This is a genomic window from Sphingomonas colocasiae (assembly GCF_019880585.1).
GTDB classification, from domain to species: Bacteria; Pseudomonadota; Alphaproteobacteria; order Sphingomonadales; family Sphingomonadaceae; genus Sphingobium_A; species Sphingobium_A colocasiae.
In genome coordinates, this window is the sequence record NZ_JAINVV010000007.1 from 42,098 (window position 1) to 61,378 (window position 19,281).

At 65.8% G+C, this 19,281-nt stretch carries 26 protein-coding genes; 15 read left to right on the forward strand and 11 right to left on the reverse strand.

The window, feature by feature from the left end; all coding sequences use genetic code 11:
* The first annotated feature begins 20 nt into the window (after positions 1-20).
* The 3 genes from K7G82_RS15145 to bfr all read left to right on the forward strand — a co-directional run bounded on the left by K7G82_RS15145 (position 21) and on the right by bfr (position 2,115).
* Positions 21-1,271, forward strand: coding sequence for a DUF418 domain-containing protein (locus tag K7G82_RS15145; protein ID WP_222990756.1), 1,251 nt, complete (start codon positions 21-23; stop codon positions 1,269-1,271).
* 92 nt (positions 1,272-1,363) lie between these two features.
* The gene (locus tag K7G82_RS15150) at positions 1,364-1,537 is read left to right on the forward strand and encodes a (2Fe-2S)-binding protein (RefSeq protein ID WP_222990757.1); all 174 of its coding nucleotides are present in this window, start codon (positions 1,364-1,366) and stop codon (positions 1,535-1,537) included.
* A gap of 98 nt (positions 1,538-1,635) precedes the next feature.
* Positions 1,636-2,115, forward strand: coding sequence for a bacterioferritin (gene bfr / locus K7G82_RS15155; protein WP_222990758.1), 480 nt, complete (start codon positions 1,636-1,638; stop codon positions 2,113-2,115).
* 92 nt (positions 2,116-2,207) lie between these two features.
* Here the strand turns inward: bfr and K7G82_RS15160 are convergent, their stop codons facing one another.
* The 6 genes from K7G82_RS15160 to panB all read right to left on the reverse strand — a co-directional run bounded on the left by K7G82_RS15160 (position 2,208) and on the right by panB (position 8,081).
* Positions 2,208-3,020 carry an alpha/beta hydrolase gene (locus K7G82_RS15160; protein ID WP_222990759.1) on the reverse strand — a complete coding sequence of 271 codons (813 nt, stop codon included), beginning with the start codon at positions 3,018-3,020 and terminating at the stop codon, positions 2,208-2,210.
* 90 nt (positions 3,021-3,110) lie between these two features.
* Positions 3,111-3,545 carry an Hpt domain-containing protein gene (locus tag K7G82_RS15165; protein WP_222990760.1) on the reverse strand — a complete coding sequence of 145 codons (435 nt, stop codon included), beginning with the start codon at positions 3,543-3,545 and terminating at the stop codon, positions 3,111-3,113.
* A gap of 107 nt (positions 3,546-3,652) precedes the next feature.
* Positions 3,653-5,005: a ribosome biogenesis GTPase Der gene (gene der, locus K7G82_RS15170; protein ID WP_222990761.1), complete on the reverse strand. Its 1,353-nt coding sequence runs from the start codon at positions 5,003-5,005 to the stop codon at positions 3,653-3,655.
* Positions 5,006-5,070: 65 nt separating this feature from the next.
* Complete coding sequence (locus tag K7G82_RS15175) at positions 5,071-6,441, reverse strand: outer membrane protein assembly factor BamB family protein (protein ID WP_222990762.1); 1,371 nt, start codon at positions 6,439-6,441, stop codon at positions 5,071-5,073.
* Positions 6,441-7,157 (reverse strand): tetratricopeptide repeat protein, encoded by a 717-nt coding sequence (locus K7G82_RS15180; RefSeq protein WP_246623590.1) that lies wholly within the window; start codon positions 7,155-7,157, stop codon positions 6,441-6,443. Before K7G82_RS15180 ends, K7G82_RS15175 begins: the two co-directional genes overlap by 1 nt.
* A 63-nt stretch (positions 7,158-7,220) precedes the next feature.
* Positions 7,221-8,081 (reverse strand): 3-methyl-2-oxobutanoate hydroxymethyltransferase, encoded by an 861-nt coding sequence (gene panB / locus K7G82_RS15185; RefSeq protein ID WP_222990763.1) that lies wholly within the window; start codon positions 8,079-8,081, stop codon positions 7,221-7,223.
* Positions 8,082-8,206: 125 nt separating this feature from the next.
* On the opposite strand from panB, the gene K7G82_RS15190 reads away from it, so the two are divergent.
* Together K7G82_RS15190 and K7G82_RS15195 are read left to right on the forward strand one after the other, a co-directional pair.
* Entirely contained in the window at positions 8,207-8,629 is a 423-nt protein-coding gene (locus tag K7G82_RS15190; RefSeq protein ID WP_222990764.1) for a DUF2178 domain-containing protein, read from the forward strand.
* On the forward strand, positions 8,629-8,841 hold the full coding sequence (locus tag K7G82_RS15195; RefSeq protein ID WP_222990765.1) for a helix-turn-helix transcriptional regulator: 213 nt from the start codon (positions 8,629-8,631) through the stop codon (positions 8,839-8,841). The genes K7G82_RS15190 and K7G82_RS15195 overlap by 1 nt, the downstream gene beginning before the upstream one ends.
* A gap of 164 nt (positions 8,842-9,005) precedes the next feature.
* Here K7G82_RS15195 and K7G82_RS15200 read toward each other — a convergent pair whose 3' ends face one another.
* The 5 genes from K7G82_RS15200 to K7G82_RS15220 are packed head-to-tail and all read right to left on the reverse strand — an operon-like array spanning position 9,006 to position 11,475.
* The gene (locus K7G82_RS15200; protein WP_222990766.1) at positions 9,006-10,043 is read right to left on the reverse strand and encodes a glycerophosphodiester phosphodiesterase; all 1,038 of its coding nucleotides are present in this window, start codon (positions 10,041-10,043) and stop codon (positions 9,006-9,008) included.
* A gap of 42 nt (positions 10,044-10,085) precedes the next feature.
* On the reverse strand, positions 10,086-10,424 hold the full coding sequence (locus K7G82_RS15205; RefSeq protein ID WP_222990896.1) for an ArsC family reductase: 339 nt from the start codon (positions 10,422-10,424) through the stop codon (positions 10,086-10,088).
* Positions 10,425-10,439: 15 nt separating this feature from the next.
* Complete coding sequence (locus tag K7G82_RS15210; protein WP_222990767.1) at positions 10,440-10,676, reverse strand: hypothetical protein; 237 nt, start codon at positions 10,674-10,676, stop codon at positions 10,440-10,442.
* A complete protein-coding gene (locus tag K7G82_RS15215) occupies positions 10,673-11,086 on the reverse strand; it encodes a GNAT family acetyltransferase (protein WP_222990768.1) in 414 nt (137 codons plus the stop codon). Before K7G82_RS15215 ends, K7G82_RS15210 begins: the two co-directional genes overlap by 4 nt.
* Complete coding sequence (locus K7G82_RS15220) at positions 11,083-11,475, reverse strand: RidA family protein (protein ID WP_222990769.1); 393 nt, start codon at positions 11,473-11,475, stop codon at positions 11,083-11,085. The genes K7G82_RS15215 and K7G82_RS15220 overlap by 4 nt, the downstream gene beginning before the upstream one ends.
* 176 nt (positions 11,476-11,651) lie before the next feature.
* On the opposite strand from K7G82_RS15220, the gene K7G82_RS15225 reads away from it, so the two are divergent.
* The 10 genes from K7G82_RS15225 to K7G82_RS15270 all read left to right on the forward strand — a co-directional run bounded on the left by K7G82_RS15225 (position 11,652) and on the right by K7G82_RS15270 (position 19,277).
* A complete protein-coding gene (locus tag K7G82_RS15225) occupies positions 11,652-12,005 on the forward strand; it encodes an ArsR/SmtB family transcription factor (RefSeq protein ID WP_222990770.1) in 354 nt (117 codons plus the stop codon).
* The gene (locus K7G82_RS15230) at positions 12,002-12,481 is read left to right on the forward strand and encodes an SRPBCC family protein (protein ID WP_222990771.1); all 480 of its coding nucleotides are present in this window, start codon (positions 12,002-12,004) and stop codon (positions 12,479-12,481) included. The genes K7G82_RS15225 and K7G82_RS15230 overlap by 4 nt, the downstream gene beginning before the upstream one ends.
* A 124-nt stretch (positions 12,482-12,605) precedes the next feature.
* Positions 12,606-12,968 carry an ArsR/SmtB family transcription factor gene (locus K7G82_RS15235; protein ID WP_222990772.1) on the forward strand — a complete coding sequence of 121 codons (363 nt, stop codon included), beginning with the start codon at positions 12,606-12,608 and terminating at the stop codon, positions 12,966-12,968.
* Complete coding sequence (locus tag K7G82_RS15240) at positions 12,965-13,435, forward strand: SRPBCC family protein (RefSeq protein ID WP_222990773.1); 471 nt, start codon at positions 12,965-12,967, stop codon at positions 13,433-13,435. Before K7G82_RS15235 ends, K7G82_RS15240 begins: the two co-directional genes overlap by 4 nt.
* Positions 13,436-13,600: 165 nt before the next feature.
* A complete protein-coding gene (locus tag K7G82_RS15245) occupies positions 13,601-14,263 on the forward strand; it encodes an isochorismatase family protein (protein WP_222990774.1) in 663 nt (220 codons plus the stop codon).
* Positions 14,264-14,328: 65 nt separating this feature from the next.
* Positions 14,329-15,156: an alpha/beta fold hydrolase gene (locus tag K7G82_RS15250; protein ID WP_222990775.1), complete on the forward strand. Its 828-nt coding sequence runs from the start codon at positions 14,329-14,331 to the stop codon at positions 15,154-15,156.
* A gap of 84 nt (positions 15,157-15,240) precedes the next feature.
* Entirely contained in the window at positions 15,241-15,501 is a 261-nt protein-coding gene (locus K7G82_RS15255; RefSeq protein ID WP_222990776.1) for a DUF1427 family protein, read from the forward strand.
* Positions 15,498-17,441 (forward strand): amidohydrolase, encoded by a 1,944-nt coding sequence (locus K7G82_RS15260; protein ID WP_222990777.1) that lies wholly within the window; start codon positions 15,498-15,500, stop codon positions 17,439-17,441. The genes K7G82_RS15255 and K7G82_RS15260 overlap by 4 nt, the downstream gene beginning before the upstream one ends.
* A gap of 23 nt (positions 17,442-17,464) precedes the next feature.
* Complete coding sequence (locus K7G82_RS15265; RefSeq protein ID WP_222990778.1) at positions 17,465-17,893, forward strand: DoxX family protein; 429 nt, start codon at positions 17,465-17,467, stop codon at positions 17,891-17,893.
* Entirely contained in the window at positions 17,886-19,277 is a 1,392-nt protein-coding gene (locus K7G82_RS15270) for an alginate export family protein (protein WP_343228585.1), read from the forward strand. Before K7G82_RS15265 ends, K7G82_RS15270 begins: the two co-directional genes overlap by 8 nt.
* Positions 19,278-19,281: the final 4 nt, after the last annotated feature.

A 19,281-nucleotide genomic window follows, 5' to 3' on the forward strand; every position in this document is an offset into this window, starting at 1 on the left:
AGCACGGCAAAGATGCGCGCATGACCGAGACCAACGGCGCCGTGCGCCACCTGACGCTCGACGCCATGCGCGGCATCGCGGTGATGGGCATATTGCTCATGAACATCGTGATGTTCGCGATGCCGTCCCAAGCCTATATCAATCCGCTGGCCTGGGGCGGGGACGGCCCGCTCGACCTTGGCATCTGGATGGTCAATTTCGTGCTGGTCGACGGCAAGATGCGCGGCCTGTTCACGCTGTTGTTCGGCGCCAGCACATTGCTGGTGATCGATCGGGCGGAGGCGCGGCAGCACAGTTCGATCAAGGTGCATTACAGCCGCATGGCCTGGCTGCTGGTCTTCGGCCTCGTCCATTATTATCTGATCTGGAGCGGCGACATCCTGATCCTCTACGCCGTGTGCGGAATGGTCATCTACGCCTTCCACCATAATGACGCCCGCTGGCTGCGCCGGGGCGCCGTGCTGACGATCGCCATCAATTTCCTGGTCTGGGCGATCTTCGCGTTCTCCTTCGTCCATATGAAGGCGACCGCCGGCGCGCCCGGCGCCAGCGCGGCGGCCATCCAGTCCTTCCAGGAAACGCTGGTCGCGCTCGGCCAGCCGGGAAGCTGGGCGATCACGCAGGAGATCCAGGCCTATGCCGGCGGCTATGCCGACATCCTCGCCTATCGGACCGGGCCGACGGGCCTGTTCGGGCCGCTGATGATGATGATGCTCTACGGCTTCGAGACGATCGGGCTGATGATGCTCGGCATGTCGCTGTATCGCAACGGCTTCCTGACCGGCGAATGGGCGCCCTCGCGCTATGCCGCGATGGCGCTGCGCTGCTATCTGGTCGGCCTGCCCGCGATGATCGCGCTGGGATGGTGGTGCCGGTCGAGCGGGTTCGACACCGTCACCACCTTCAACGCGGTCATCGTCTGGTCGACGCCGTTCCGCGTCATATTGACACTGGGCCACGCCGCCTTCGCCGTCTGGCTGATCCAGCACTTCCGCGACAGCGGCGCGGTGGCGCGCATCGCCGCGGCGGGCCGCGCGGCCTTCACCAACTATCTCGGAACCAGCATCGTCATGACGACGATCTTCTACGGCTATGGCCTCGGCCTGTACGGGCAGGTTTCGCGCGCCGGCATCTATCTGGCGGTACTCGGCGGCTGGGCGGCGATGCTGCTCTGGTCGAAGCCATGGCTCGATCGTTTCACCTATGGTCCGTTCGAATGGCTGTGGCGCTCCCTGGCGCGCCGCGAATGGCAGGCGATGCGCCGGGGGTGATTCGCACGCCGGCGTCCGCGCGCATCACTTTCTATATTGCGATCTATTATCATTAGCTCTATCTCGATTCGCATTAGCCGGAGGGATTCGTCTTGGTCGTCTGCATCTGCAATGCGATCCGTGAGAAGGAACTGCGCGAGACCGTGCGAAACGGCGGCGCGAACAATGCGTGCAGCGCCTATGCCGCGCTCGGCCGGCGCACCCGCTGCGGCCAATGCGTTCCGTTTGCGCAAAGCATTATCAAGGCAGAGCTTGCGACTGTTTAACAGTCGCGCATTGAAAAACCGCGGAAATCCGCCATTTTTTGCCTGACTTTGGCCCCTGAGCCGGGTATAAACGCGCCCGTGCTAGAAGGAGCTTTGCCGTGAAGGGCGATACCAAGGTCATCGAATATCTGAACGAGGCGCTCAAGAACGAGCTGACCGCCGTCAACCAGTATTGGCTGCATTACCGGCTGCTCGACAATTGGGGCATCAGCCGCCTGGCGCATTTCGAGCGCCACGAATCGATCGACGAGATGAAGCATGCCGACAAGCTGGCGGAGCGCATCCTGTTCCTCGACGGACTGCCCAATTTCCAGCTCCTCGGTCGCCTGAAGATCGGCGAAACCGTCGATGAGATCCTGCAGTCGGATCTCGCGCTCGAGAATGAGGCGATCCCCCTGCTCAAGGACGGCATCGCGCATTGCGAAACGGTGCGCGACTATGTCAGCCGCGACCTGCTCGCCGACATCCTCGAAAGCGAGGAAGAGCATGTCGACATGCTCGAGAAGCAGTTCGACATGATCAAGCGCATGGGCCTGGAGAATTACATCCAGCTCCAGTCCAAGCCTGCCGAGGACTGAGGCCTGCGACAATCGCTCACTGTCATTCCCGCGAACGCGATTCCCGCGTTCGCGGGAATGACAGGAAATGAACAGTCAAGACCTGTCAGGCGTCAGCGCGCCAATATCCGCGCCAGCGCATCGCGCATGACCGCGCGGAAGCCGATATTGTCGTAGATATCGTTATGCCCCGCCCCCGGCAGCGTTTCCGCCAGCACCAGATCGGGCACGGAGCGGCGCAAGGCCTCGGCATGAGCGGGCGGGATCAGCGTGTCGTTGCCGCCCACGACCAGCGCGACGGGCGCGCGGACGGCGCGGATATCGGTCGCCGGTTCCAGGCGATGGCGCAGCAGCGGCCTCACCGGCAGCCACGGAAAATGCCCCGCCGCCACATTGGCGAGCGAATCGAAGGGCGTGACGAGGATCAGCCCGTCGAGGGGACGCGCCGCCGCCAGCGATACCGCCACGCCGCTGCCGATGCTGAAGCCCACCCCCACGATCGGAACGCCGGGGAAGCGCGCGCGGACCCGGTCATGGATGACGCGCGCATCCGCGATCAACGCATCGGCGCCCGGCGTACCGGTGCTCGGCGCATAGCCGCGATAATGGAAGACGACGATATCCGCCTCGGGATAGAGATCGCGCAGCTTGAGCGCGGCCGCGTCGGCATTCCAGCCATTGCCGCCGAAACCCAGCAACACCAGCCGCTTCGCACCGGGCTCACGCGGCGGCAAATGGGTGCCGATCAGCCGATCGCCGTCTCCACTGGCAAGTTCAAGCCGCTCGGCCGATGGCGGCATCGCGGGCGATGGCGGCACATTGCCCGCCGGGAACACCATGCCCGTCTGCGCGAAGAAGACATAGGCGAGGATCGTCAGATAGATCAGTGCCGGGGCCGCCAGCAGACTGAAGATCTTCACCCACATGGCATAGCCCGCCTCGCTCCCGATCGGATCAAGGTGTAGGCGCTGACGCCAACCAGTGTCACGCCCCGACGATCCTTCGGGATCGCGCGATCAGATCCGGCCGAAGCCCTGGTTGTTGGCTTCCACCTTGCGGCCGAAGCCCGGCTTGCGTTCGACCAGCGGATTGCATTCGCGTTCGAAGGCGGCGAGCGTCGCTTCGAACATCGGACGCAGCTTCACGACATGTTCGATCACTTCGCCGGGATCTTCATGGGTTTCGACGCAGCGGCGCGCGATCGTCTCGATCGCCTCCGCGATGTCGGACAGCGGTTCGGCGCCGAACTGGCGGGCCTCCCCCTTCAGCGTGTGGGCGGGCAGGACCAGCCCGGCGGCGTCGCGCGCGCGCATTGCCGCCTCAATCGCCGCGACGGACTTGGTGCCGTCCTCGCGGAAATAACCGAGGATGCGGATAAAATCCGCGCCCAGCTCCTGGCGGGTCGCGAAGAAGGCTGGCCAATCGACCAGATATTCCTCAGCCTCGGTCACTCGTGCATGCTCCTGCGAAACCGGCTCCCAACCCCGCCGGCCGAACCTAGCGGCAAGGCGGTAAACAGGTCATTGACGACCTGCCCCGCCCGCCGAAAATTCCACGCCTATCTATCGAACGGATTCTTGGGCGCGCGCAAGGTCAATCGCACCGGCACCGCGCCGAAACCCAGTTCCTTGCGGATGCCGTTCACCAGATAGCGGCGATAGCTTTCGGGAAGCTGGTCGACGCGCGTGCCGAACAGGATGAAGCCGGGCGGCCGCGTCTTCGCCTGGGTGATGTAGCGCAGCTTGATGCGCTTGCCGCCGGGCGCCGGCGGCGGATTGGCCTCCACCGCGCGTTCGAACCAGCGGTTGAGCTGGCCGGTGGAAACGCGCTTGCTCCACGCGTCGCGGGTTTCGAAGGCCGCCTGGATCAATTGGTCCAGCCCCTTGCCCGTCGCCCCGGAGACCGCGATCAGCGGCACGCCGCGCGCTTGGGCCAGCCCCTCGTCCAGCGCCTTGCGTACGCCCTGGAACAGGCTGCTGGGATTTTCCGCCACATCCCATTTGTTGAGCGCGATCACCAATGCGCGCCCTTCCTCCAGCACGCGATCGGCGATCTTCAGATCCTGCGCCTCCAGCCCCAAAGTGGCATCGAGCAGCAGCACGACCACTTCGGCGAAATCGACCGCGCGCAACGCGTCCGCGACCGACAGTTTCTCAAGCTTGTCCTGCACCTTCGCGCGCTTGCGCATGCCCGCCGTGTCGATCAGCCGCAGCGGACGATCGTTCCACATCAGGTCGATCGCGATCGAATCACGCGTGATCCCCGCTTCCGGCCCGGTGATCAGCCGGTCCTCGCCCAGGATGCGGTTGATCATCGTCGACTTGCCGGCATTGGGCCGGCCGACCACCGCGAGCTTCAAGGGACCGTCTTCCGACTCGTCCTCATCCTCGTCGGTCGCGGCGACCGCGGCGTCGATATAGGGCATCAACGCCTCGAACAGCTCGACCATGCCCTCGCCATGCTCGGCGCTCAGCTCGACCGGATCGCCAAAGCCAAGCTCCAGCGCTTCGAGCACCCCGTCATTGCCGGCGCGCCCCTCCGCCTTGTTCGCGGCGAGGATGACGGGCGTGTTGCCGGCGCGCAGCCAGCGGCCGATCTCCGCGTCGAGCGGCACGATGCCGGCGCGCGAATCGACCATGAACAGCGCGACATCCGCGTCGGCCACCGCCGCCTCGGTCTGCGCGCGCATCCGGCCGGGCAGCGACTGGGGATCCTCATCCTCGAACCCGGCGGTATCGACGATGCGGAATTCAAGGTCGAACAGCCGCGCGTCGCCTTCGCGCCGGTCGCGGGTCACGCCGGGGCGATCGTCGACCAGCGCGAGCTTCTTGCCGACCAGCCGGTTGAAGAGCGTCGACTTGCCGACATTGGGCCGCCCGACAATGGCGACAGTGGGAAGATGCTTGGGCATTCGAGCGCGATAGGCGCTAATGCGCCGAGACTAAACCCCTCCCTTGCACGGGGAGGGGCATGATCTCACTTCCAGGCGGTGATCCGGCCGCTATTGTCGAGGACATAGAGCATGCCCCCCGCGACGACCGGCGGCAGATAGACCGGCCGGCCCAGATCGACGCGGCTCTGCACGCTGCCGTCGGTGGGCGAGGCGTAGAGCAGGTCGCCATTGGTGCTGGTCAGTACAAGGCGATCGCCGGCCAGCACCGGCCCCTGCCAGAACATCGGCCCCTTCTTGTCCTTCTCGTCGCGATAGCGCGGAAGCTGGCTGCTCCAGCGGACCTTGCCGTTGATGCGCGAGACGCAGAGCAGTTTCGCCTCGTCGGTGACGACGAACAGCCATTCGCCGACCACCCAGGGGGTGGCGATGCCGGCGACGTTGAGTTCCCAAAGCCGCTGGCCGGTGACAAGTTCCAGCGAGACCATGCGCCCGCCAAGGCCCACGGCGAACACACGGCCCTGATCGATCACCGGATCGGCATCGACGTCGCTGAGCGACGCGACCGCGGTCGAGATGCTGGTCCGCGCCAGCACGTCTTGCCAGACTTCCTGACCATTCTCGTAACGATAAGCGGCAAGCTCACCTGACGAATAACCCGCGATCACCGTGCCCTGCGCAACGGCGGGCGTGGCGATGCCGAAGATGCCGGCGCTTTCCAGCGTGCCCGAACGCGCCCATTCCTGATTGCCGTCGCTGGCGCGCAAGGCGTAGATCTGATTGTCTTGGCTCATCGCATAGACATTGCCGTTGCCGACGCCGGGTGCGCCACGCAGCGGGCCGCCCGGCCGCTTCTTCCAGATCTGCTCGCCGGTCTGGGCATTGAAGGCGACGATGTCACCGAGGCCGTTGGTGGCGAAGACCTTGCCATCGTCATAGCTGGCGCCACCGCCGAACAGCGATTTGGCGTTGCCGCTCCCATTGCCGCCCAGCAAAGGAATCCCGCCGGAGCCGTTCTGGGGATTGCCGATCTGCGCTTCCCAGGCCTTGGCGCCGGTGGCCGCATCGAACGCGGTCAGCTTCGCCCTGGTATCGACCACGAACACTTTGCCTTCGGCAACGATCGGCGCAGACCCCAGCCGCTCAAATTTGCTGGCACCCGAAATCTCCGCCATCCAGGCTTGGGCCAGGCTTTCGCCAAGTCCCAGATGCCCCATCGACTTGGACGCGTTGCCGCCCGGCTGCGTCCATTCGGCATTGGCGACCGCGGGCGGCAGCACCACCGCGACGTCGGCGATCGAGGGATCGACCTCCACGCCGCTTTCCGAGGTCAGCACGGGGATGCGTTTTCCGATCGTGGGGGTCTTCGGCTTGTTGTCGCCGCCCTTGAACACGCCGCACCCGCCCAAAAGCGCCGCCAGCGAACCCGCCAGCACAACACTCCGCAAAAGCTTCATTATTTCTTCTCTCCGTCCGGCTGAGCGACCGCGTCCACACCCAATAGTCCAGCCATCTGACGCGTGCGTCGGCGGATGCTCTCGGGCACAGCTTCGTCATTTGCGATCGCTGCGAAAAGTGGCCCCGCAAGCTCGGGCTTGTTGAGGTTCAGATAGGCGATCGCGACCATCTCGCCCGCGCTGCCGAACCAGGGATTGCCCTTGACGGCCAGCGGCTTGAGGCGAGTCACCACATCCTGCGGCTTCATGCTGTCATATTCGGCGGCGGTCCAGCGGATCAGAGCCAGGTCGCGATAGGGCTTGGCGAGGCTTTCATCCTCGGCCACCGCCTTGTAGCCGGCTATGGCGCTCTTGGAATCGTTCGCGGCCTGGCGCAGGCCCGCGGTCGCGAGCTTGGCGGCGGCGCGATAGCCGTCGATATCGCTTTCGGTGAAGGGCTTCAGCTTCTTCTCGGCATCTTGGCTGCGGCCTTCCGACATGTCGGTAAAGACATGCGCCACCGCCTCACCTTCGGCATGCGACTTCTTGGTCTGCGAGATATTCCACCACAACACCCCGCCAAAGATGGCCAGCCCGAGGAAGATCGCGCCAACGATCCACAAGCCCCAGCGCCGCCACACGGACGCAATCTGCTCGCGGCGCAGTTCTTCATCGACTTCACGCTTGAAGGCATCGATATTCGGGGGGGTGGACGCCACGTGGGACTCCGCTTTCAATCTGGATGGTCTGGCAAAAACTCGGCGGAACCTAGTTCGCTTTCCGCCAAAGGGGAAGCGCCCTCAGGGCTTGGGCTGATAGGTCTGTTCCGGCCCCGGGAAGCTGCGCGCGCGCACCTCCTCCGCATAGCGGCCGGCCGCCGCGTCGATCCGCCCGGCAAGATCGTCATAACGCTTCACGAAACGGGCGGTGCGCTCGAACATGCCGAGCATGTCGTCGATCACCAGCACCTGGCCGTCGCAGTCGGCGGATGCGCCGATCCCGATCACCGGGCACGAAACCTCCGCGGTCACCGCCTTGGCCAGCGGCTCGATCACGCCCTCCACCACCATCGAAAAGGCGCCGGCATCCGCGATCGCGCGCGCATCGGCGATGATCTTGGCATGTTCGGCATTGGTGCGGCCGCGCGCGCCATAGCCGCCGAGCGCGTTCACGGCCTGCGGCGTGAGGCCGATATGGCCGACGACGGGAATGCCGCGCGCGGTGAGGAAGGCGACGGTCGGCGCCATCGCCTCCCCGCCCTCCAGCTTCACCGCGGCGGCGCCGGTTTCCGACATGATCCGCGCGGCGGAAACGAACGCCTGTTCGGGGCTTGCCTCATAGCTGCCGAACGGCATGTCGATCACCACCACCGAATGATAGCTGCCGCGCACGACCGCGGCGCCATGCGCGCACATCATGTCCAGCGTCACGCCCAGCGTGGACGGCAGGCCATAGATCACCTGGCCCAGGCTGTCGCCGACCAGCAGCATGTCGCAGTGATGATCGAGGATCTGCGCCATGCGCGCGGTATAGGCGGTCAGCATCACCACCGGATCCTTGCCCTTGCGCGCCTGGATCTGCGGCACGGTCATGCGCTTCATCGGCGCCGGCGTGGGATGCGCGCGGCTGGTGGAGGTGTCGAGCTGATAGGTCGTGGACATCGCGCCCCTCTAGCCATCTGTGAAGCGCATCGCCAGCGAAGCCTTGCATGAGTCCAATATTCTTGACTCCATGTTATAAATGCCTAACATCATGGCTATCGTATCGAACATACAGGAACTGTCGGATGACGTTTCGCGAAAAGATCGCCTGGCTGACGCTCGGTGGGCTGGCGCTCGCCTTTGGCCCGTATTTCTTCATGATCGCGCGGCTGGGGAATCATCCCTGGCTGATCGGCCCGGCGAGCGCGGGGCTGTTCATAGCGGTGGTGATCATCCTCACCATCGGCATGACGATCGGCAGCATCCTGGTGGCGCTGAGCAACGTCCGCGACGCGGAACGGCCGAGCGACGAGCGCGATCGCGAGATCGCCCGGCGCGCATCGTCGATCGCCTATGCCGTGCTGATCCCCGCCCTGTTCGTCGCGCTGGGCACGCTGATCCTCGGGCTGGGGCAGGCGGTGCTGGTCAATGCCGTGCTCGCCGCGATCGTGATCGCCGAACTGGTGCGGTGTGCGCTCGAGATCCGGGGCTATCGGCGGGGCTGGTGATGACGGGGAAACGCATCACAAACACCATCCGCACCCTGCGCTTCCTGGCCGGGGAGATGACTCAGGCCGAACTCGGCGAGCGCGTGGGCGTGACGCGGCAGACGATCGCCGCGATCGAGCAGGGCAAATATTCCCCCTCGCTGGAAACCGCGTTCCGCATCGCCGACATATTCGGCAAGCCGCTGGACGAGGTGTTCGGCTGGGAGGCGTGAAACCACGCGGCGCGACATTCCCCCTCCCTTGCCATCCCCGCTCTTCTCCCTTGTCATCCCCGCGAAAGCGGGGATCCAGCTTTTGCGTGAAGCATCAGAAAGAAGAAGAAGCTGGATCCCCGCTTTCGCGGGGATGACAGGGGGCTTGGATCCGGCTCGTCAGCCTACCGCTTCAGCGCGGCGACCGCGATGCCCGGAAAATCGCTGAACACGCCATCGACGCCGATCGCCGCGAATTGCCGGATTTCAGCGGTCAGGTCGCCCGGCTTGCGCGGGTCCACGCCCTTGCGCATTTCCAGCGGCAGGAAATAATTCTCCGCGCGGAAGGTCCAGACATGGACCTTGAGCCCCGCGGCATGCGCGTCCCTGACCAGATCGGTGGGCTCGCCCGACCGCCCGAGCACCGTGCGCGGCACGATCATCTCCTTGGAAGGGCCGATCCCGTCGGCGGTTCTCGCCACCTCGGCAAGCCCGGCGGGCGTCGCCAGCGCGGCATAGGTCCTGCCCGATCCGTCGGCCGGGCCACCGCCGGCATCCATCAGGAAGATCAGGCGCAATCCGGTCAGGCCACGCAACGTCTTGAGATTCTCCAGCTCGAACGACTGGATGAAGACCGGATCATCCTTCGCGCCATATCCGTTCTTCGCCAGCAGCGCCGCCAGCGGCGCCTCGAGCGCGAGGCCGATCGAACGGAAATAACTGGGATGCTTGGTCTCGGGATACAGTCCGATCCGGCGGCCGGTCTCCTTCTCCTTCGCGCGGGCAAGATCGATGATCTCCTGAAAGGTCGGGATCTCGAACCGGCCGTCATAGGCCGCATTGCCCGGCCGCAGCATCAGCAGCCTTTCCTTCGCGCGCAGCGTCTTCAGTTCGGCCAGCGTGAAATCCTCGGTGAACCAGCCGCTCACCGACTGGCCGTCGATCGTCTTCTTCACCTTGCGCGCCGCGAATTCGGGATGATCGGCAATATCGGTGGTGCCCGATATCTCGTTCTCGTGGCGCGCGACGAGCACGCCATCCTTCGTCATCACCAGATCGGGCTCGATAAAGTCCGCCCCCTGCTCGATCGCGAGCGTGTAGGACGCGATCGTATGTTCGGGCCGCTCGCCGCTGGCGCCGCGATGCGCGATCACGATCGGACTGGCGAGCGCCGGCGCGGTCATCGCCAGCGACGCAAGTGACAGGAAAATAGGCCAGCGCATGAAATCCTCCGCATCGGGAGCGCCTTCCCTGCCCCGGCCCGGTTACGCCTTGATGGCGGCTTCATAACGTTCCGGCTTGAAGCCGACGATCGTCTCGCCGCCCAGATCGAGCACCGGCCGCTTGATCATCGACGGATTGGCGAGCATCAGCGCCACCGCCTTGTCGGCGTCGATCCCCTGCTTGTCGGCATCCGGCAGCGCGCGGAACGTGGTGCCGGCGCGGTTGAGGATGGTTTCCCAGCCATGTTCGGCCACCCAGCCGCCGAGCTTCGCTGCATCCGCGCCCAGCGCCTTGTAGTCGTGGAAATCATAGGCGACCCCATGGCCCTCAAGCCAGGTCCGCGCCTTCTTGATCGTGTCGCAATTCTTGATGCCGTACATTGTGATGGTCACGCGTCACTCCCGTTCGCCGAATTCCGAAACGATCCGCCCGCCGCCGCGCAGCAGCCGCCCGCCGGCATGCTGTTCGCACGCCTCCTCGGCTTCCTGCACGCTCTGGAAGATGCCTAGCTTCTCCCACCCATACCAGCGGCGATGCTGGGCGATATACCAATCGGTCCAGGTGCGGCCGCTGAAGATCGCCTCGATCACCGACTTGCGCTGATGGATCACGCGATACCGGATCTTCGTCACCTGCCGTCCAATCTCTTGCCGATCGTCACCACCTGCTGCGCGTCATAGCCGATGGCGGCGTAGAAACCGAGCGCCTGAACATTGTCGTCGCGCACCATCAGGCGAATGGCGGGGCAATCGCGCGCTTCGAGCCAAGCCTCGGCCGCGCGCATCAGGCCGCGGCCGAGCCCCGCCCGCCGGCGATCGGGCGCGACCGCGAGATAATAGACCCAGCCGCGATGGCCGTCGAAACCCACCATCACCGATCCCGCCAGCGCATCGCCATCCCGCAGCCCGAGAATCACCGAGGATGGCCCCTCGATCGCGATCCGCGCATCCGAGGCCGGATCGTTCCAGGGGCGCGTCAGCCCGCACGCCTCCCACAGCGCGACAAGCGCGGGGATCGCGTCGAGCCCGAGCGGCGCGATCACCCGGCGCTCGCCCGCATCGCCGTCACCTCGATCTCCACCTTCATCTCCGGCGCGACGAAGCCGGAGACGATCAGCCCGGTCGCCGCCGGGCGGATCTCGCCGAAGGTTTCGGCGAGCACGGGCACGATCGCGTGCCACCAGGCGATATCGGTGACGTAATAGGTGGCGCGCACCACATCGGCCATCGCGAACCCCGCCTCGTCCAGCGTGGCGGCGATCACGCGAAAGGCGTTGCGCGCCTGTTCCGCCGCGTCGTCGGGCATGATCCGCGTATCCGGATCATAGCCGGTGCACCCCGCCACGAAGCAGAAATCGCCCTGCACCACCGCGCGCGAATAGCCGATCGTCGCCTCGAAGGGCGATCCGCTGGAAATCAGACGACGGCTCATGGGCATCACTCCTGCGATTCTGGATGCGGCCGGAATAGGCCTCCCTCGTCCGTCCGCAAGGGCTGATGACAGTGCTGATGACAGGGCACTCATCGAGTCCATCTCCAATACTTAGGATTTGACCTAAGTATTGGAGATGGACTAAGCCTCGCTCATCGAGTCGCAGCGAGGATCGCATGATGATGCCAGCCAGCCAGACCGCACCGGTGATCGACGGCATCTTCAGGGCGCTGTCCGATCCGACGCGGCGCCATGTGCTGGAACGGCTGAGCGCGCGGCCAGCCTCGGTGAGCGAGCTTGCCGCCCCCTATCGCATGGCGCTGCCAAGCTTTGTCGAGCATCTGAAGGTGCTGGAGAAGAGCGGACTGGTGCGTTCGCGCAAGGCCGGGCGGGTGCGCACCTACAGCCTTGCGCCCGAGCAGTTGAAGCTTGCCGAGGACTGGCTGGGGAAGCAGCGCACGCTCTGGGAACGACGGCTCGACCGGCTCGATGCCTATCTGTTGACGATGAAAGAGGAGACGCCCGAATGACATCCCCCCTTGGAATGCCCGACCCCAAGCTCGACCTGGTGCTCGAACGCGAGATCGACGTGCCCGTCGAACTGGTGTGGAAGGCATGGACCACGCCCGACCATCTCAAGAACTGGTTCGTGCCCAAGCCCTGGACGGTCACCGAATGCGAGATCGACCTGCGCGTCGGCGGCACCTTCCGCACCGTGATGCGCTCGCCCGAGGGTGACGAGTTCCCCAATCTCGGCTGCTATCTGGAGATCGTGCCCAATCAGCGGCTGATCTTCACCGACGCGCTGCTGCCCGGTTTCCGTCCGGCGCCCAAGCCCTTCTTCACCGCCGGCCTGCTGCTGGAGCCCACCGCGACGGGCACGCGCTACACCGCGATCGCGGTCCATGCCGACGAGGCCGGCCGGGAAACCCATGAGCAAATGGGCTTCCACGACGGCTGGGGCACGGTGGTCGACCAGATGGTCGCCTATATCAAGGCCAACTGATCCCGCCATATCGGCGATGATTCCAGGCGCCCGCCGCATACCCATGCGGCGGGCGTCGTCATGTCCGGCGCGAATAGTTAAGCCATGACTTGACAATTGACGGTACGCGACAATAGTTAAGTCCATGCTTGAGCATCAGGTCATCGATTCGATCCTTCGCGCCCTTGTCGATCCGACGCGTCGGGCCCTTGTCGAGCGCCTGAGCCGTTCGCCCGCCACGGTGGGCGAACTCGCCGCCCCCTTCGACATGTCGCTCGCGGCCGTGGTCCAGCATCTTCAGGCGCTGGAGGCGGCGGGCATCATCGCCAGCGAAAAGATCGGCCGGGTCCGCACCTGCCGGCTCGAACCCGGCGGTCTCGACGCGCTCGCGCTCTGGATCGAGGCGCGACGCAACCCCGCGGAACGGCGGCTCGATCGCCTGGCGGCATTTCTGAAAGCGCCGGAATCGCCGGCGGACACCCCCAGCACGCAAGAGGATCCATCATGAGCACCACCACCGAAACCCGCGCTGCCGTCCACAGCAGCTTCCGCATCGAACGCCATTATGAAGCCCCGCCCTCGCGCGTGTTCTTCGCCTTTTCGGATACCGCGTCGAAGCGGCGCTGGCTGGTGGAAGGCGAAGGCTTCGAAGTGTTCGACCATCAGGCCGATTTCCGCGTCGGCGGCCACGAAATCTCGCGCTTCCGCTTCGGCGAGGGACCCGAGATCATCAACGAGACCGTCTATCAGGATATCGTGCCCGACCAGCGGATCATCTACAGCTATCGCATGGCGATGGGCGACGAACCCATGTCCGCTTCGCTTACCACGATCGAGTTCACCCCCGCCGAAGGCGGCACGCTGCTGGTCCTCACCGAACAGGGCGCCTATCTCGACGGCCGCGACGACGGTACCGGGCGCGAGGAAGGCACGCGCGGGCTGCTGGAGATATTGGCGAAGGAAGTCGAGGGCTGATCCCGGCGATCATGCCCGGCGCCCGACGCGGCGCCGGGCATCCTTTCTAAAAACTCGAACATAATATCGGAACTTATCCCAGTATTTCATCGAAGCGATTCTCCATATCACCGGCCTCACGGCAGCGCTGCTGGCCGGAGCAAGCCAAGGAATGGAGATTTCACGATGCCCCTCACCGCGACGCCGACCCCAGGCAAGAGCCTGCTTTCCCCGACCGATCATGCGCTGGTCCTGATCGATTTCCAGTCGCAGATGGCCTTCGCCACCAAGTCGATCGATCCCACGCTGCTGCGCAACAACGCCGCGCTGGTCGCCAACGCCGCCGCCGGCTTCGCGGTGCCCACCATCCTGACCACCGTTGCCGAGAAGAGCTTTTCCGGCCCGATGTTCGACGAGATCACGGACGCCTTTCCGGGCCAGGCGCTGCTCGACCGCACATCGATGAACACCTGGGAGGACGCCGCGGTGATCGACGCGGTCAACCGGATCGGCAAGGAACGGCTGGTGTTCGCGGGGCTGTGGACCTCCGTCTGCATCGTCGGCCCCGTCGCGTCCGCGATCGACCAGGGCTTCGACGTCTATTTCATCGCGGACGCCTGTGGCGACATTTCGGAGGAAGCGCATGAACGCGCGGTCCAGCGCATGATCCAGCTCGGCGCCAGGCCGCTGACCGCGCTGCAATATCTGCTCGAGCTGCAGCGCGACTGGGCGCGCGCCGAAACCTACGACTTCACGACCGGCGTCGCGAAGCGATGGGGCGGCGCCTATGGCCTGGGCGTCACCTATGCCAAGACCATGTTCGGCGCGTCCGAGGGCGGCCACGCCTGACCCGTTACGGGCCGGGCGCCCGCCCGGCCTGTCCATCGATCGCATCAAATCGAAAGGATTCCGCCATGAGCTTCGTGACCACCAACGACGGTACCCGGATCTTCTACAAGGACTGGGGCAGCAAGGATGCCCAGCCCGTCGTCTTCTCCCATGGCTGGCCGCTCAGCGCCGATGCATGGGACGGGCAGATGCTCTTCATGCTCCAGCAGGGCTATCGCGTCGTCGCCCATGACCGTCGCGGTCATGGCCGGTCGGACCAGCCGGCGACCGGCAACGACATGGATAGCTACGCCGACGATCTCGCCACCGTGATCGAGACGCTCGACCTGAAGAACGCCATCCTTGTCGGCCATTCGACCGGCGGCGGCGAGATCAGCCATTATGTCGGCCGCCATGGCACCGCCCGCGTCGCGAAGATGGTGCTGGTCGGCGCGGTTCCGCCGACCATGGCGAAGAGCGAGGCCTATCCCGACGGTCTGCCGATCGAGGTATTCGACGGCATCCGCAAGGCGGTGCTCGACAATCGTTCGCAATTCTATCTCGATCTGCCCACCGCCTTTTTCGGCTTCAACCGCGACGGCGTCGAACCCAATGAAGGCCTGCGCCAGTCCTTCTGGGCGCAGGGCATGGCAGGATCGATCCTGGGCCAGTATCTGTGCGTCCGCGAATTTTCCGAGGTCGACTATACCGAGGATCTGCGCAGCATCGACGTGCCGACACTGGTGATCCATGGCGATGACGACCAGATCGTGCCGATCGGCAATGCCGGCCTGCTTTCCGCGAAGATCGTGCCGAATGCGACGCTCAAGATCTACGAGGGCGCGCCGCACGGGCTGACCGCCACCCACCAGGACCGGCTGAACGCCGACCTCCTCGCCTTCGCGCGCAACTGACGGACAGGCCATGTTCGCTTCGGATCGAAATCGGCCCGACGCGTGAATCATGGCCTCCCCCTGGGATGAAGTGAGAACGGACCGATGAAACCCTATCTGCTTTCGCTGGGCGCCGGGCTGCTGGTCGGCATCGTCTACAGCCTGCTCAACGTCCGTTCCCCCGCCCCGCCGACGATCGCGCTGATCGGCCTGCTCGGCATCCTGCTTGGCGAACAGGTGCTGCCCGTCGCCAAGCGGGTGCTGCGCGGCCAGGACGTGCTCGCCTATGTCCGCGCCGATTGCGCCGAGCAGGTGCTGGGCGTGGCAACCCGCCCGGATGCCGAGCGCCCGGAAGACCGGGCATGACCCGCCTCACCCGCCGCCAGACGCTCGCCGGCGCCGCCGGCACGATCCTCGCCTCACCCGCCATCGCCTCCATGGGGAGACCCGCAATGCCCTCGACCGCTCTTGTCCTGACCAACGCCAAGGTGACGACGCTCGACCGTGAGAACCCCCAGGCGGAAGCGGTCGCGATCCGCGACGGCGTGTTCGTCGCGGTCGGATCCGAAGCGGAGGCGCGCACCGCCGCCGGCGCGGGGGCGACGGTGATCGACGCCAGGGGCCGCCGGCTGATCCCCGGCCTGATCGACAGCCACATCCATGTCATCCGCGGCGGGCTCAACTATAATATGGAACTGCGCTGGGACGGTGTGCCCAGCCTGTCAGACGCGATGGCGATGCTGAAGCGCCAGGCGGAGAACACGCCGCCGCCGCAATGGGTGCGCGTCGTCGGCGGCTTCACCGAGCATCAGTTCGCCGAGAAGCGGCTGCCGACGATCGAGGAGATCAACGCCGCCGCCCCGGACACGCCGGTGTTCATCCTGCACCTTTACGATCGCGCCCTGCTCAACGCGGCGGCGCTGCGCGCGGTGGGCTACACCAGGGACACGCCCAATCCGCCCGGCGGCGAGATCGTCCGCGACGCGGCGGGCAACCCGACCGGCCTGCTGCTCGCCCAGCCCAACGCCACCATCCTTTATGCGACGCTCGCCAAGGGGCCGAAGCTGCCGCCGGAATATCAGCTCAATTCGACCCGCCATTTCATGCGCGAGCTCAATTCGCTCGGGGTCACCAGCGTGATCGACGCGGGCGGCGGTTTCCAGAATTATCCCGACGATTACGAGATCATCGAGACGCTGCACCGTGACGGCGAACTGACGCTGCGCATCGCCTATAACCTGTTCACGCAGAAGCCGAAGGAGGAGCTGAAGGACTTCGCGAGCTGGTCCACCCAAGTGAAGCCCGGCGACGGCGACGACAGCTATCGCCACAATGGCGCGGGCGAGATGCTGGTCTATTCGGCCGCCGATTTCGAGGATTTCCGCGTCGCCCGGCCAGACATGCCGCCGAACATGGAAAGCGACCTGGAACCGGTGATCCGCCTGCTCGCCGAACGCCGCTGGCCGTGGCGGCTGCACGCGACCTATGACCAGACCATCGGCCGCGCGCTCGACGTGTTCGAGAAGGTGAACCGCGACATCCCGTTACAGGGTCTCAACTGGTTCTTCGATCATGCCGAGACGATCAGCGACCGCAATATCGATCGCATCGCGGCGCTGGGCGGCGGCATCGCCGTGCAGCATCGCATGGCCTATCAGGGCGAATATTTCGTCGAGCGCTATGGCGCAAGGGCGGCCGAACGCACCCCGCCGATCAAGCGGATGATGGCGGCGGGCCTTCCCGTGGGGGCCGGCACCGACGCGACGCGCGTGGCAAGCTACAATCCCTGGGTCTCCCTGTCCTGGCTGGTGACGTCGAAAACCGTGGGCGGGCTAAGGCTCTATCCGCAGGCCAATCGGCTCGATCGCGAAACCGCGCTGCGGCTGTGGACGGAGGCCAACACCTGGTTCTCCAACGAACAGGGCAAGAAGGGCCGGATCAAGACCGGCGAGCTCGCCGACCTCGCGCTGCTTTCGGACGATTATTTCGCGGTGCCGGAGGACGAGATCACCGGCCTGCGCGCGGTGCTGACGATGCTCGGCGGCAAGGTGGTGCATGGCGAAGGCGATTTCGCCGATCTCGCCCCGCCCGCCCCGCGCCCCATGCCGGACTGGTCGCCGGTCGCGACCTTCGGCGGCTATTGGCGCAAGCCCGAAGCCGCGCAAAAGCTAGCATCGGCCTGCGCCTGCCATTCCGCCTGCCAGGTCCATGGCCATGACCATGCGGCGGCGCTGGGCGCCGCCGTGCCCGCCGCCGACGTCCAGAGCTTCTGGGGCACGCTGGGCTGCGGCTGCTGGGCGGTCTGAGCGGGATTGGCGGGAGAGACAGGATGACACGGACCGGCACCACGCCCCGCCCGATCGCCGCGATCCTCGACTGGCCGGCAAGCTGGTTCGTCGCGCGGCTGGCGCTGGTCGGCCCCTATCTGATCGGCGGCGTCGTCAAGCTGGCGGACTGGCAGGGTGCCGTGGCGGAACAGGCGCATTTCGGCGTCCAGCCCGCCGCGCTGTTCGCGGCGCTCACGATCCTGGTCGAACTGATCGGCCCCGCGCTGATCCTGCTCGACCGACTCGTCTGGCTGGGCGCGGGCATGCTGGGCGTGTTCACGCTGTTCGCGGCCATCGTCGCCAACGCCTTCTGGACGATGGACGGCCCCGATCGCTTCATGGCGACCAACGCCTTTTTCGAACATCTGGGACTGATCGGCGGATTCGTGCTCGTCGCGATCCTCTCGCACCGGCGGGCGAGCCGTGGCTGACCGGATCTTCGCCCTCGCCCTGCTGCTGGGCGGCACGCCCGTGGCGGCGCAGACCGGCGAAGCCTGGCGGGCGCCGACGCTCACCAACACGCGCTATGACGAGGACTGGTCGAAACTCGCCGATCCGGCGGCGCGCAACGGGCGCTGGAGCGAGGGCTTCAAATATATCCCGCTCGATGCGGACGGCGACGCGTGGCTGACCACGGGCATCGAACTCCGCCTGCGTTCCGAAAGCAATCGAAACGCGCTGTGGGGCGGCGCCGAGGCGCCCGGCGATTCCTATCTGTGGGTGCGCGCGCTTCCCTATGCCGACCTGCATGTCGGCGCGGTCCGCGCGTTCGTCCAGCCGATCGCGGCCTATGCCGTCGGCATGGCGCCCGCCGCCGGGCCGATCGACCAGAGCCGCGTCGATCTGCTCCAGGGCTTCGGCGAGGTGGAGTTGCAATTGAGCGACGACACCCGGCTTTCGCTGCGCGCCGGCCGGCAGATGCTGTCATTGGGTACCGAGCGGCTGATCGGCACGCGCTACGGCCCCAATGTGCCGCTCGCCTTTGACGGCGCGCGCGCCGATCTGGCGCGCGGCCCCGCGAAACTCAGCCTGTTCGCGGCGCGGCCGGTGCGGCCCGGCGCCGGATCGTTCGACGACGGCTCGTCTCCGACAAAAACGCTCTGGGGCGCCTATGCCGCGCTGCCGGGGCTCGACCTCTATTATCTCGGCTATCGCAACCGCGATGCGCGCTTCGGCGGGGTGGAGGGCGAGGAGCTGCGGCACGGCCTGGGGCTGCGCAGCCATGGCGACGCGGGCGACTGGCACTGGAACGTCGAGGCGGTGGCGCAGTTCGGCCGCTTCGCCGGTCGGACGATCAGGGCCCAGAAGATCAGGACATGGACACTCGGCAGCGAGGTCGGCCGGCATTTTCCCAAGGCGCCGTTCGCGCCGCACGCGGTGATGCGCTTCAACATCGTCAGCGGCGACCGCGATCCCGCCGACGGCACGCTCGGCACCTTCAACGCGCTGTTCCCCAAGGGCAAATATTTCGGCGAGCTCTCCCCCGTCGGCCCCTACAATATCGTCAACCTCAACCCCAGCGTCTCGCTCGACCTGGGCGGCAATGTCTCGTTCGCGATCGCGGGCATGGCCTATTGGCGCCATGCACGTGGGGACGGCGTCTACGACATTCCCGGCAATCTCATCCGCGCGCCCGGCACGGCGCGCAGCCGCTTCATCGGCAAGGAGATCGAAGCGGCCCTGAGCTGGCAGGCGACGCCCGAACTCGAGCTCTCCACATCGCTCTCCGCATTCCAGCCCGGCGGCTTCATCCGCCAGACCGGGCCGGCCCGCACCATCGGCCTGTTCGGCCTAGAAGCCAATTTCCGGATCTGAAAGG